Origin of the sequence: Actinobacillus arthritidis, assembly GCF_029774155.1 — a bacterium.
GTDB lineage: Bacteria > Pseudomonadota > Gammaproteobacteria > Enterobacterales > Pasteurellaceae > Actinobacillus > Actinobacillus arthritidis.
On record NZ_CP103833.1, the window covers coordinates 40,330 to 54,808 of the forward strand.

10 protein-coding genes and 2 pseudogenes are annotated in these 14,479 nt (G+C 40.4%); 11 read left to right on the plus strand and 1 reads right to left on the minus strand.

Annotation, left to right across the window (positions count from 1 at the left end):
* The first annotated feature begins 93 nt into the window (after positions 1-93).
* The 6 genes and pseudogenes from pgl to gnd all read left to right on the plus strand — a co-directional run bounded on the left by pgl (position 94) and on the right by gnd (position 5,434).
* Complete coding sequence (gene pgl, locus NYR89_RS00195; protein WP_279445847.1) at positions 94-792, plus strand: 6-phosphogluconolactonase; 699 nt, start codon at positions 94-96, stop codon at positions 790-792.
* A 132-nt stretch (positions 793-924) separates the two neighbouring features.
* Positions 925-2,249 (plus strand): annotated as a pseudogene (locus NYR89_RS00200) (MFS transporter).
* A gap of 140 nt (positions 2,250-2,389) precedes the next feature.
* Positions 2,390-2,512, plus strand: coding sequence for a hypothetical protein (locus NYR89_RS00205; RefSeq protein ID WP_279445848.1), 123 nt, complete (start codon positions 2,390-2,392; stop codon positions 2,510-2,512).
* A 10-nt stretch (positions 2,513-2,522) separates the two neighbouring features.
* The gene (locus tag NYR89_RS00210) at positions 2,523-3,413 is read left to right on the plus strand and encodes a PDDEXK nuclease domain-containing protein (RefSeq protein WP_279445849.1); all 891 of its coding nucleotides are present in this window, start codon (positions 2,523-2,525) and stop codon (positions 3,411-3,413) included.
* Positions 3,414-3,474: 61 nt separating this feature from the next.
* Positions 3,475-3,909 (plus strand): hypothetical protein, encoded by a 435-nt coding sequence (locus tag NYR89_RS00215; RefSeq protein ID WP_279445850.1) that lies wholly within the window; start codon positions 3,475-3,477, stop codon positions 3,907-3,909.
* Between the two features lie 70 nt (positions 3,910-3,979).
* A complete protein-coding gene (gene gnd, locus NYR89_RS00220; RefSeq protein WP_279446678.1) occupies positions 3,980-5,434 on the plus strand; it encodes a decarboxylating NADP(+)-dependent phosphogluconate dehydrogenase in 1,455 nt (484 codons plus the stop codon).
* Between the two features lie 89 nt (positions 5,435-5,523).
* On the opposite strand, the gene cysZ is transcribed toward gnd, so the two are convergent.
* Entirely contained in the window at positions 5,524-6,405 is an 882-nt protein-coding gene (gene cysZ / locus NYR89_RS00225) for a sulfate transporter CysZ (RefSeq protein ID WP_279445851.1), read from the minus strand.
* Positions 6,406-6,577: 172 nt separating this feature from the next.
* Between cysZ and zipA the strand changes: the two genes are divergently transcribed.
* The 5 genes and pseudogenes from zipA (at position 6,578) to NYR89_RS00250 (ending at position 14,409) form a co-directional block, all read left to right on the plus strand.
* Entirely contained in the window at positions 6,578-7,537 is a 960-nt protein-coding gene (zipA, locus tag NYR89_RS00230; RefSeq protein ID WP_423848470.1) for a cell division protein ZipA, read from the plus strand.
* Positions 7,538-7,601: 64 nt separating this feature from the next.
* Complete coding sequence (gene ligA / locus NYR89_RS00235) at positions 7,602-9,647, plus strand: NAD-dependent DNA ligase LigA (protein ID WP_279445852.1); 2,046 nt, start codon at positions 7,602-7,604, stop codon at positions 9,645-9,647.
* A 66-nt stretch (positions 9,648-9,713) separates the two neighbouring features.
* On the plus strand, positions 9,714-10,730 hold the full coding sequence (gene galE, locus NYR89_RS00240) for a UDP-glucose 4-epimerase GalE (protein WP_279445853.1): 1,017 nt from the start codon (positions 9,714-9,716) through the stop codon (positions 10,728-10,730).
* A 75-nt stretch (positions 10,731-10,805) separates the two neighbouring features.
* Complete coding sequence (locus tag NYR89_RS00245) at positions 10,806-12,086, plus strand: AmpG family muropeptide MFS transporter (RefSeq protein ID WP_279445854.1); 1,281 nt, start codon at positions 10,806-10,808, stop codon at positions 12,084-12,086.
* 198 nt (positions 12,087-12,284) lie between these two features.
* Positions 12,285-14,409 (plus strand): annotated as a pseudogene (locus tag NYR89_RS00250) (TonB-dependent receptor domain-containing protein).
* Positions 14,410-14,479: the final 70 nt, after the last annotated feature.

Below are 14,479 nucleotides of genomic sequence, written 5' to 3' on the forward strand. Positions count from 1 at the left end.
GTGTGCGGTGTAAATATTCAGCTAAAAAGCCGCCCCCCTCTTTAGAAAAGAGGGGGTGGGGGAGATTTGAGTATGAATTAAAAGGAAATGTTAATGAACTACATCACCTTCCCATCCGCTCAGCAAGCGGTGGAAAAAATTGCACAAGAATTTGTGTTATACAGCCAATTAAACCGCCCGGTACATATTTCATTATCCGGCGGTTCAACCCCGAAATTATTGTTTAAAACATTAGCACAAGCGCCATTTAATACGGCAATCCAGTGGCAAAATCTGCATTTTTGGTGGGGCGATGATCGCATGGTGTTACCAACCGATCCGGAAAGTAATTATGGTGAAGTGCAAAAGTTACTCTTCGATCATATTCAAATTCCTCAACAAAATATCCACCGTATTCGAGGCGAAGAGCCGGTAGAACAAGAACTTGCAAGATTTTCACAAGAATTGACCGCTTGTGTGCCTGATTTAGCTTTTGATTGGATCATTCTCGGGATGGGGAATGACGGTCATACCGCTTCGCTTTTCCCTCATCAAACTGATTTTAATGACCCGAATGTGGCGGTTATTGCTAAACATCCTGAAAGCGGTCAAATTCGTATTTCAAAAACCGCTAAATTGCTTGAGCAAGCGAAACGTATTACTTACTTGGTAACAGGTGCGGCGAAAGCGGAAGTCTTAAAAGAAATTTACGAAACTGAAGCAGAAAAACTACCGTATCCGGCGGCTCGTATTAAAGCGAAAAACGGTGTGACTGAGTGGTATTTAGACCAAGAGGCGGCAAAATTATTATAGCTTATAGATTATGAATGAAATTCATAATAAAGCTTAATATTTTTCAATGCTAGTATTGCAGATTTGCATTGTTCTTTGCAATCGTTTCATTTAGGATTCCAATTAAATGAAAATCTTTAATAAGGAATACCTATGACGATTCAAACATTACAAAATACAAATAATTTAAGGTTTGCGATTGATCACGGACGTATGGGCGTGTATCAATGGGCAATTGTGATTATGGTCGCCGTGATGAACTTTTTAGACGGCTTTGATGTATTAGCGATTGCTTTTACCGCAACTAATATTTCTAAAGAGTTCGGTTTATCTAAAACCGAATTTGGTGTGTTAGTCAGTGCCGGTTTAGCAGGTATGACGATTGGTTCGCTTTTCCTTGCGCCACTTGCCGATAAATTCGGTCGCCGTCCGTTATTGTTACTTTCAGTGGCATTATCGGCGATTGGTTTGTTGATTTCAGGTTTAGCGAGCACGCCATTTGTACTTGGTTTTTCACGTGTCATTACCGGTTTAGGGGTTGGCGGTATTTTAGTTGGTACTAACGTGATTACTAGCGAATATTCTTCAAAAAAATGGCGTAGTTTTGCGATCAGCGTTTATGCGGCATGGGTTTCGGTATTGGTGCGATGATCGGCGGTATGATGGCAAAAGAATTACAAGCGGCTTATAGCTGGCACGCAGTGTATTTTGCCGGTGCAACGATGACGACTGTGGTATGGGTGGTGCTATTTATTTGGTTACCGGAGTCGATCGACTTTTTAACCACCAAGCAACCGGCAAATGCGAAAGCACGTTTAAATAAAATTGCGGCAAAAATTGGGTTTAACGGCGATTGGGATTTACCGGCAAAGGTAGAAGCGGTAAAAACTAAGCTACCGATTTCACAACTGTTTAATGACAAATATCGCCGTTCGACCTTACTTTTATGGCTTTCATTCTTTGCTATTATGTTCAGCTTCTACTTTATTAGCTCGTGGACCCCTGCATTGCTCAAAGAAGCGGGAATGACGGTAGAAGATAGTATCAACGTGGGCATGGCCATTTCGATTGGTGGTGCCGGCGGTTCATTAATCTACGGTTTAATTGCCAGCCGTTGGCAGGCAAGAACGGTATTAATGCTATTTACCGTGTTATCAGCAATTGCGATAGTGGTGTTTATTCTTTCGTCTTCAGCGCTCGGTGTGGCGATGGCAATGGGAGTTGTTGTCGGTGCGTTAGTGAACGGTTGTATCAGTGGTTTGTACACCATCAATCCGGCAACTTATGATGCGGATATCCGTAATACCGGTGTGGGCTGGGCGATTGGTGCAGGGCGTGCTGGTTCGATTCTTGCACCGACAGTGGCGGGAATGTTGCTCGACGGCGGCTTGGCGAAACAAGATTTATACATTGCTGTAGCAACTGTAATGTTGTTATCTACCCTTGCGTTAGCCTTCAAGCGTGAAAATAAAATTTGATTGTAGAGCATATTAAATTTGCTTAGAACGGAAGTAGAAAGTTATTTCCCAAACACAATCAAAAGCGGTCGAATTTGTAATTTTTTTGCAAATTCGACCGCTTGCGTGTATAAGAATGTTGTTTTTTAAAAGGAGAACGTATGAAAAATAATCTAACAACATCTTATCTTAACGAAGTTAAACAGATTCTACATTCTGCTCGTCAGCAAGCCTATGTGGCGGTAAATTCCGCTATGGTAGGAAGCCTACTGGAAAATCGGTGAGCGAATTGTATTGGAAGAACAGAATGGCTCAGATAGAGCGGAGTATGGTAAAGAAATTATTAAAACGCTTTCGGCTGAGCTAACTGCTGAATTTGGAAAGGGTTTTAGCAAGCGTACGTTATGGGAAATTCGTCAATTTTATTTGCTTTTTCCTGATTACCCAAAACTGCGAACGGCGTTCGCACAATTAAGCTGGTCGCATTTTCAGCGTTGTTTAAAAGTATCAAATGATAAAGCACGTCTTTATTATTTAACTGAAGCGGCAGAAAATCATTGGTCGGTACGAACTTTAGATCGCAATATTTCTACACTTTATTATGAGCGTTTGCTTGCAAGCCAAGACAAAGAACTTGTGCAAGCAGAAATGCAACAAAAAACACAAAAGTTACAAGCGAGTGATTTTATTAAATCGCCGACCGTATTAGAATTTCTCAATCTGCCGACTCACTTAGCTTATAGTGAAGCGGAACTGGAAAAAGCCCTGATTGATAATTTACAACAATTTATGTTGGAGCTTGGTAAAGGTTTTGCTTTTGTTGCTCGTCAGCAACATATTCGCACGGAAACTTCCGATTTCTTTATTGATTTAGTGTTTTATAATTACATTCTAAAATGCTTTGTGATTGTGGAACTCAAAACCGAAAAGCTCAAACATCAAGACATCGGACAGTTGGATATGTATGTGCGAATGTATGATGATTTGCAAAAACGAGCGGACGATAATCCGACAATCGGTTTATTGCTCTGCACCGAAACCGACAGCGTAGTGGCAAAATACTCGGTGCTAAATGACAACGCCCAACTTTTCACCAGCAAATATATGGCATATTTGCCAAGCGAAGAAGAACTGGTACGGGAGATTGAACAGCAGAAAATGATTTTTGAGCAGAATTTTAGTTGAAGTGCTGTAAGATTTACCGCATTTTTAACAGATTGAGTAAATGTAAAAACTAGGGGCGATTATGAAAAAACTTTTTATTTTATACGGTGCAGGCAATAAAGGAAAAACAACCACATTTAATAAACTACTGGAAAAAATAAATGCAAAGTACTTGGATAAACTAGTGTATTTTTCTCGTCACAGCAACAATATTGATTTTATAGCAGTATTCCAATACGAAAATATGCGTATTGGTTTCTACTCTTCAGGTGATAGTGAATGGGAAATTAGCCATAATTTGTATGAATTACATCATAAACAATGTGATTTTATCTTTGGTACATCAAGAACTAGAGGTGCTGGTTGCGAAATGTTAGAGAAATTTGCAACTCTTTTTTATGGACATTCAGAAGAAAATGACGTTATTGAATGGTTTGCCAAAGAACGTGCAATAGATGAAGATAATATGAAAGTAACAAAAACATTATTTTCAGCTATGGAAAAATTAATTAAATAAGCGGTCAATTTTGCAAAAAATTTTACAAATTCGACCGCTTGTAACGAATCAAAACCAACAGGAGAAAACAATGTCAGTAAAAGGCGATATCGGAGTTATCGGTTTAGCGGTAATGGGTCAAAACTTAATTTTAAATATGAACGACAACGGCTTTAAAGTAGTGGCGTATAACCGTACTACTTCAAAAGTGGATGAGTTCTTGGAAGGGGTCGCGAAAGGTACGAATATTATCGGTGCTTATTCGTTAGAAGATTTAGCGGCAAAATTAGAAAAACCGCGTAAAGTGATGTTAATGGTGCGTGCCGGTGACGTTGTCGATCAATTTATTGAAGCGCTTCTTCCGCATTTAGAAGAAGGTGACATCATTATTGATGGTGGCAACTCAAACTATCCGGATACTAACCGTCGTACTGCCGCATTGGCAGAAAAAGGTATTCGTTTTATCGGTACCGGTGTTTCAGGCGGTGAAGAAGGTGCGCGTCACGGGCCTTCAATTATGCCGGGCGGTAACATTGAAGCGTGGGAACATGTTAAACCGATTTTACAAGCGATTTCAGCGAAAACTGACAAAGGCGAGCCTTGCTGTGATTGGGTTGGTAAAGAAGGTGCTGGCCATTTTGTGAAAATGGTTCACAACGGTATTGAATACGGCGATATGCAATTAATTTGCGAAGCTTACCAATTCTTAAAAGACGGTTTAGGTTTAAGCTATGATGAAATGCAAGCAATTTTCCAAGAGTGGAAGAAAACCGAATTAGACAGCTACTTAATCGACATCACCACCGATATCTTAGGCTACAAAGACGAAGACGGTACGCCATTAGTTGAGAAAATCTTAGATACTGCAGGTCAAAAAGGTACAGGTAAATGGACCGGTATTAATGCGTTAGATTTCGGTATTCCATTAACCTTAATCACTGAATCAGTATTTGCTCGTTGCGTATCTTCATTTAAAGATCAACGTGTTGTCGCATCAAAACTTTTCAACAAAACTATTACACCAGTTGAAGGAGATAAAAAAGTATGGATCGAAGCGGTTCGTAAAGCATTACTTGCTTCAAAAATTATTTCTTACGCACAAGGCTTTATGCTCATTCGTGAAGCGTCAGAAAACTTTGGTTGGGATATCAACTACGGTGCAACCGCATTGTTATGGCGTGAAGGCTGTATCATCCGTAGCCGTTTCTTGGGTAACATTCGTGATGCGTATGAAGCGAATCCGGACTTAGTATTCTTAGGTTCAGACGATTACTTCAAAGGCATTTTAGAAAATGCAATGGCAGACTGGCGTAAAGTGGTAGCAAAATCGATTGAAGTGGGTATCCCAATGCCATGTATGGCGTCAGCGATCACCTTCTTAGACGGTTATACTTCAGAGCGTGTGCCGGCAAACTTACTGCAAGCACAACGTGACTACTTCGGTGCGCACACTTATGAACGTACTGACAAACCACGTGGCGAGTTCTTCCACACTAACTGGACAGGTCGTGGCGGTAATACTGCTTCAACGACTTATGATGTATAGTGTTTAATTAATACAGAAAAAGCGGGTAAATTTTTGAGGATAGATCAAAATTTACCCGCTTTTTTGCTATCTATCTGAATTGAAAATATTTAGTGAGGCTTTATATCACTATTACGCACATTCGGATTTACCGCTCCCGAACGTGTTTCGGTACTCAATTCTGTACCGGTTTTACTGGTGTAGTCAGCTCCGTCAAAATCGTTGGTTCGTCCTAACATAAAGTTACGGTATTCTTCGACCCACATTGCGGTTGCACCGCAGACGGCAACCGGCATCACCACTAAATTCACAAAAGGTAAAGCGGTAAAAATGCTTACAAATGTGCCAAATGTGAAATTTAAAATCTTGCGTTGTCCAAGAGCGTTACGCATACGTTTAAAACTGATTTTATGGTTATCAAACGGATAGTCACAATATTGAATCGCTAATAACCAAGCACCGAAAACAAAGGTTAAAATCGGCACAACCGTTTGTCCAACAACAGGTACAAAACTTAATAAAAATAATGCGATAAAACGAGGAATACTGTACGCCATTTTTTGCCATTCGCGTTTTAACATACGAGGAACATCTTTTAGCATTTCCGTGGCGGTCATACTGTTAAGCTGTTCGCCGGTGAGTTGTAATTCGACTTTTTCCGCAAGTAACGCATTAAACGGTGCGGCAATAAAGTTGGTAATGGTCGTAAACGTAAAATAAAACAGCATAATTAACGAGAGTACCGCCAATGGCACTAAAATAATGGTTAACCAATCTAACCATGCCGGCATAAAGCTGACGATCCAATCCGCCCAACCGACAATATTACCGATAAAAAACCAAAGTAATGCGATCATCAATACACTGTTGATAGCAATCGGAATGAGGATAAACGGTAATAACTCACGCTGTAACATCAGTCGCCAGCCATAAATAAAGTAATGAAACCCTAAGCCTAAATCGCTTTGTGGTTCGTTAAATGCAGATGACATATAGATTCTATCCTTAATTTGTTAAAAATCCGGAAAGAAATATGTTAAGCTACGCACATTATTTTCGCAAATAGTGAAATTAAATTTTATAGATTATTTCAAATAAGAGAGGACCTCAAATGGAGCTTCATATTCTTTTCTTTATTTTAGTGCGTTACTTATTGCGGTATTAATTGGTTTTAGCTTATGGTCGGCACGTCGTGAAAAATCACGTATTTTTTCAAATACGTTTTCAACTCGTCCACCTTCAACGCCTATCAATAATGTGGTATCCGATGTGCCATCGTCACTTAACGCTCAGTCTTATTCCCAAGAAGTAGGGCAACATCAAGAGTTTGAAGCAGAAAATCCGGTTCAGATTCAGCAAGAAGTGGAAAGCTCATTACGTGAGATCAAAATTAATTTACCGGGGCAAGAAGTCGCGGTTTATCAACATACATCTACTCCACAAAATACGCCGGTTTATAATGGTCAACCGTTACAATCTGCACCACAAATGCAGTATCAAACGCAAGTGCAATCTTATCCGCAACAACGTGTAGAACCGGCATTTACCGCACAGCCGACACCGGTAGCTCAGAGCGGTTCGATATTAGAACAATCCGTTGAAGAATTAGAGCGTCAAGCTGATCGTGGCGAGGTAGATATTTATGCGGATGAATCAGTGAGAGTTGGATTGGCAAAAAACTCAATGCAAGCAGAGCCAATAAAAGAACAAAAAAACATTGCAGAAAATAATATGATTATGCTTTATGTGGTCGCTCCGGAAGGTCAGCAATTCCGTGGTGATTATGTTGTGCAAAGCCTTGAAGCCTTAGGCTTCCAATATGGCGAATATCAAATTTTCCACCGTCATCAACATTTAGGTAACCATACTTCTCCAGTTATTTTTAGTGTCGCGAATATGATGCAACCGGGTGTATTTGATTTAACCAAAATTGAGCAGTTCTCAACTGTCGGTTTAGTGTTATTTATGCACTTACCGTCAGAAGGTAATGATGCGGTGAACCTCAAATTATTACTCAAAACGACAGAGAATCTCGCACAAGCACTTGGTGGTTTCGTGTTAAATGAACATCGAGAAATTTTTGATGAGAACTCACGCCAAGCCTATTTAGCTAGAGTAAGCTAATTTGCAGAACTTTTAGCATAAACGACCGCTTGTTAAGCGGTCTTTTTTATAGAGAATTTTGCCAATGCCTTTATTATCACAAATGCAAGCTCAAGCGAACACGGCTTTTGCACACCTAGAAACACTTCGTCAAAAATTAAGAGAATACGAATATCATTATCACGTATTGGACAATCCGTTAGTGCCGGACGTGGAATATGACCGTTTAATGAACGAATTAAAAAATCTGGAATGGCAACATCCGGAATGGATTACTGCCGATTCACCGACCCAACGTGTCGGTGCGAAACCATTGGACGGCTTTGCACAAGTGACACACGAAATTCCAATGTTATCGTTAGATAATGCCTTTTCTGATGAAGACCTAGACGGCTTTTTACGCCGTATGGAAAGCTATATTACAGAAGATCCTAACTCACTTTCTTTCTGTTGTGAGCCAAAATTAGACGGTTTGGCGGTCAGTATTTTGTATGTAGACGGTGCGTTAAGCCGAGCGGCAACCCGTGGCGACGGTACTACTGGCGAAGATATTACCTCAAATATTCGTACTATTCGTAATATCCCGTTAAAACTGAATATGGACAATCCGCCAGCACGCTTAGAAGTGCGTGGCGAGGTGTTTATTCCGCAAAAAGGCTTTGAAGAACTGAACGAACGTGCGTTGGAAAAAGGTGAGAAAACCTTTGCTAACCCACGTAATGCGGCAGGTTCATTACGTCAGTTAGATCCGAAAATTACCCGTCAGCGTCCGCTCGTGTTAAATGCTTATGGAATCGGTGTGTATGAATCGGATGATGAATTACCCACAACCCATTTTGAGCGTTTACAATGGCTGAAATCTATTGGTGTTCCGGTCAATAATGAAATTCGTTTAGCAAAAGGACGAGAGCAATTACTTGCGTTTTATGCAGATATTCAAGCGAAGCGCCCGACACTCGGCTATGACATTGATGGCACAGTGTTAAAGGTGAATGAGATTGGCTTACAAGAGCGACTCGGCTTTATTTCTCGTTCGCCACGTTGGGCGATTGCTTATAAATTCCCTGCACAAGAAGAAATGACGGTGCTGAATGATGTGGAATTTCAGGTGGGCAGAACCGGGGCGATTACGCCGGTAGCAAAATTAGAACCAGTATTTGTTGCCGGAGTGACGGTGAGTAATGCCACTTTACACAACGGCGATGAAATTGAGCGTTTAGGCATTGTCATCGGCGATACGGTGATTATTCGCCGTGCCGGTGATGTGATTCCGCAAATTGTCGGGGTGGTGATGGATCGCCGTCCTGAAAATGCAAGAAAAATCGAATTTCCGACCGCTTGTCCGGTCTGTGAATCTTCGGTGGTGCGTGTGGAAGGAGAAGCGGTTGCTCGCTGTACCGGCGGTTTATTCTGTGCGGCACAGCGTAAAGAGGCGTTAAAGCATTTTGTTTCGCGTAAAGCGATGGATATTGATGGTGTCGGCGAGAAATTGATCGAACAATTAATGGAACGTGAACTGGTGCATACACCAGCGGATCTGTTTAAACTCGATCACACCACTTTAATGCGTTTGGAACGAATGGGCGAGAAGTCAGCACAAAATGCGTTGAACAGTATCGAAAAGGCGAAAAATACCACCTTAGCTCGTTTCTTATTTGCATTAGGGATCCGTGATGTTGGCGAAGCCACGGCACAAAACTTAGCGAATCATTTCCATAATTTAGAGGCGATTCGTGCGGCAACTTTTGAGCAATTACAAGCGGTACAGGATGTCGGTGAAGTGGTCGCCAATCGAATCGTACGTTTTTGGCAAGAACCGCACAATGTGGCTGTCGTTGAGGACTTAATTGTACAAGGCGTACATTGGCAAGATGTGGTGCAAGTCGAAATTGCGGATAATCCACTAAAAGGTAAAAATGTGGTGTTAACTGGTACGCTGACTCAGCTCACTCGAGATCAAGCAAAAGCATTGCTACAAAGTTTTGGTTGCAAGGTATCCGGTTCGGTGTCGAGTAAAACGGATTATTTAATTGCCGGCGAAAAAGCCGGTTCAAAATTGGCAAAAGCTCAAGAACTCGGTGTAAAAATATTAACTGAACAAGAATTTATCGCTCTAACCGGCGAAAATTAACTTATCGTTTGTAGGCAAAAAAGCGTAAAATACAGGCGATCGAATTTCTAAGAGGATATTACAAATATGGCTATTTTAGTAACTGGTGGTGCGGGTTATATTGGTTCGCATACGCTCGTTGAATTATTAAATGCAAATCGTGAAATTGTCGTGTTAGATAATTTATCTAATTCCAGCGAAGTTTCTTTGGAACGTGTAAAACAGATCACAGGAAAAACGGTAACTTTTTATCAAGGCGATATTTTAGACCGTGATATTCTGCGTAAAGTTTTTGCAGAAAATAAAATTGAATCAGTGATTCATTTTGCAGGTTTAAAAGCGGTAGGTGAAAGTGTGCGTGAGCCACTACGTTACTATCAAAATAATGTAACGGGTTCTATCGTTTTAGTCGAAGAAATGTTAGCGGCAGGTGTGAATACGATTGTATTCAGTTCATCTGCAACAGTTTACGGAGATCCGCAAATTATTCCGATCGTAGAATCTTGTCCGGTTGGTGGCACGACAAATCCATACGGCACATCAAAATATATGGTTGAGCGAGTATTGGAAGATACAGTAAAAGCGTTCCCACAATTAAGTGCGGTAGTGTTACGTTATTTCAATCCGGTCGGTGCGCATGAAAGTGGTTTAATCGGTGAAGATCCGAACGGTATCCCAAATAACTTATTGCCTTATATTAGCCAAGTTGCAGTTGGTAAATTAAAAGAACTTTCAGTATTCGGTAGCGATTATGAAACACACGATGGTACTGGTGTACGCGATTATATCCATGTGGTGGATTTAGCTATTGGACATTTAAAAGCGTTAGATAAACACCAAGGCGATGCCGGTTTCCACGTGTATAATTTAGGTACTGGAACAGGCTATTCGGTGTTGGATATGGTAAAAGCATTTGAAACGGCAAATGAAATTAAAGTACCTTATAAATTAGTTGATCGCCGTCCGGGCGATATTGCGGTTTGCTATTCTGAACCCTCTAAAGCGTTAAAAGAATTAGGTTGGAAAACCGAACGTGGTTTAGAACAAATGATGAAAGACACTTGGAATTGGCAAAAAAATAACCCGAACGGTTATAAAGGCTAATTAATTTTAACCACGGATTTACCTAAGAATACTTAGTGTTGTCCGTGGTTTTATTTTGTAAAATAACAGGAAAAAATGACCGCTTCTCATTCTTCAGTTCAAGCTTCAGTGTGGCGACAAATTTTTACTAAAAATATGTTGCTTTGTATTTATACCGGTTTTTGTTCCGGCTTGCCTTTATTTGTATTGATTCAATTAATGCCAGCTTGGTTTACTTCGGCAAATCTCGATATTAAAACCATTGTCGCTTTTACTTTGACCTCGCTTCCTTATACGTGGAAATTTTTATGGGCGGCCTTATTGGATCGCTATTTCCCTCCGTTTTTGGGTCGTCGCCGCGACTGGATTTTTCTTGCTCAATTAGGCTTATTGGCAATTCTAGCCGGCTTCGGCTTTTTTGATCCAGTAGCGGATATTGGTATGATTACCGTGCTTTCGGTAATTTTAGCCTTTTTATCTGCTACGCAGGATATTGTGGTAGATGCTTACCGCCGAGAAATCTTATCAGACAATGAATTGGGCTTAGGTAACTCGATTCACGTGAATGCTTATCGTATCGCCGGATTAATACCGGGCGGTTTGTCGCTTTTCTTGGCGGATCATTATCCTTGGCAAACGGTATTTTTGATTACCTCCGCATTTATGTTGCCTTGTCTATTGGTGACTTTATTGGCTAGCGAGCCACAAAGTAAACCGATTGACCGTAGTAAACCGTTTTATATGGCGTTTGTTGATCCGTTTAAGGAATTTTTCAGCCGAAAAGGCGTATGGGGTGCAGTAGGACTTATCCTATTTATTTTCTTATATAAATTAGGTGATTCGCTGGCGACTTCGTTACAAACCAAATTTATTTTAGATATGGGCTTTACTAAATCGCATATTGCGGCGGTGGTTAAAACAACTTCGCTTTGGTGTAGTATCGGAGGTGGGATTATCGGCGGAATAGCAATGCTGAAACTAGGGGTAAATCGTGCGTTATGGATTTTTGGCTCGGTGCAGTTAGTGACTATTCTCGGTTTTGCTTATCTTGCAAGTTTTGAGTATTTTCCAACTGCTTCTATCGGTTCAGCAGAACTCTTTAAATTAGGTATGGTAATGGCGGGTGAATACCTCGGTGTCGGCTTAGGTACGGCGGCCTTTGTTGCTTTTATGGCACGAGAGACCAATCCGATGTATACCGCAATGCAATTGGCAATTTTTACCAGCCTTGCGGCGTTGCCAAGTAAATTCTTAGGGGCTTATACTGGACATTTAGTTGAAGCCTTCGGTTATTATCAGTTTTTTTGGCTTTGTTTCTTTATTGCGATTCCGGGGATGTTGATGCTGATTAAGGTAGCACCGTGGCGAGAGAAGTAACGAATAGTTTATGAAAGCGATATAAAAATCAGATAACAATATATTGAACCCCTTTTGTTGCCAAACAGAAGGGGTTTTTTTATATATTTTAGTTATAAATTTATTCGAAAATGAGATTGACTCGCATTATACATTTAAGTATATTTACAGAACTTTATTACAAATACGATTAATTCTCAAAATTAATAAGGCGGTTAAATGCGATTCTCTCCATCAAAACTCTCTATGGCAGTATTTCTTGCAACAACATCTGTGGCTTATGCTCAAGAAAATACAGTAAATTTAGATGTTATTTCTGTTGTGTCAGAAAATGCCGGTGCAAAAAGTAAAACTAATGTAGTGACTTTAAAAGATTTAAATAAGGGCACAAAAGAAGATTTACGTGGTGTGTTAAGTGCTGAGCCGGCAATCAATTTTGGTGGTGGTACAGGTGGTACTTCGCAATGGACAACGATTCGTGGTATGGGGCAAGACCAAATTGATATTAAAGTGGATAATACTTACTCTGATGCACAGATATTCCACCATCAAAGCCGTTTTATGTTAGATCCATCACTTATCAAACGCATTGACGTGCGTAAAGGTGCGGGATCTGCAAGTGCCGGTATCGGTGCGACCAGTGGATCGATTGAAGCGACAACTGTTGATGCGAAGGATTTATTAAGGGAAGGACAAGATTTCGGTTTTAAATTAAATGCTGGTGTAAGTAGCAATAAAGGTCATTCGCAAGGTGCAAGTGTTTACGGTAAATCCGGAGCATTTGATGCGTTATTAAGCGGTAACTGGGAAACAGCTGAAAATTATAAAGGTGGTAAAGGCTACTCCAACAAAGAAGGGAGTGATACGGTTAAAAACAGTGCATTAGGTCAGCGTGGTCTATTAGCTAAATTCGGTTTTGATATTAACGAAGATCATCGTGTAGTATTAAGCCATCGCCAAGAGCGTTATCACGGTGAACGTGCATTACGTGAAGAATTTGATTTCTCTCAGGATTGGACTACAACAGCGAGTTTAACGCCTGAACAACGTCTTGCCGGCTATAAATTAGGTGCGCACCGCAGGTACGGATCGTAGCGGGCGTCCGACCCGTTACTTGCTTGATAAAAATGGTGCTTTAGTTGCAAATGATGCAAATAATGACCCTCGTTACCGTATTACGACTCAAAATACGACAAATCTTGAGTATACCGGTAAAAATCTAGGTTTTATTAATGAAGTAAAAGCAAATGCTTACTTATTAGAAAACTCACGTGAAGAAACCGATACGAATTCAAAAACAAAAGTGGTTACCAAAGGGGCAAATATCAATTTTGATTCTGAAATCGGTAGTGATCATTTTGTAAAATATGGTGTGAATTATCGCCATCAAGAAGGTAAACCAAATTCATTAGAAGCCTTTGCTGAAAACCGTAGAACAAGAAGATTAGAAGCGACAGGTGTAACCAATCGCCAAGAGAAAGAAGATGTTGGCGCTTATGTAGAAGGCATTTGGGGCTTTGGTCCAGTAACCATGACAACCGGTTTACGTTATGAGCATTTTGATTTTAAAGCCAATGACGGTAAAAAAGTCAGTGACGGTGCATTTAATCCAAGCGTCGGTTTAATTTGGGAAGTGGCTCAAGGTTTAAGTTTAAATACAAACTTAAACTATGCGACACGTAGTCCACGTTTCTACGAAGTAGCATTAAGTGGTAGTACCGCTCGTAGTGTTGCGGATGACTTAAAAGCAGAAAAAGCACGTAATACTGAGATTGGCTTCAACTATGATTTCAATGATAGCTTATCAGTTAATGGTAGTTACTTCTGGCAAAAAGTAAAAGATGCACACGCCGTATTAAATAATACCTTGGTTAATTCCGCTTTATTACGTAACAAAGGTTATGAGCTAGGTGCGGCGTATAAATATAACGGTTTAACATTCCGTTTAGGAGTGGCAGATAGCAAACCTGAAACTTGGGTATTTAATGGTGCAAGTTTAGATAGTACAGTGTATGCGGTTGCAACCGGACGTACTTGGACAACAGGTCTTTCTTATAAATTTGAAAATCAAAGTTTAGAAATCGGTTGGAAAGGTCGCTTTGTTGAAGGAGAAACTGGTACGCCAAGTCGTGGTTCAAGTGCAACAGCTGATCTTGTTAAACAATCAGGTTATGGTGTCAATGATTTCTATGTAAGTTGGGATGCGAATAAAAACTTAACACTTAACTTTGCGGTAAATAATGCATTCAATAAAAACTATAAGAGTCATAGTCAACGTGCAGGGGCAACCAGTTTACCGTCCGCAGGTCGTGACTTCCGCTTAAATGCAAGTTATACCTTCTAAGTAGCGGTCAAATTGAGTAAAACATTTGCAATTTAAGGCAGTAATCGGTAAGGTTACTGCCTTAGCTTTT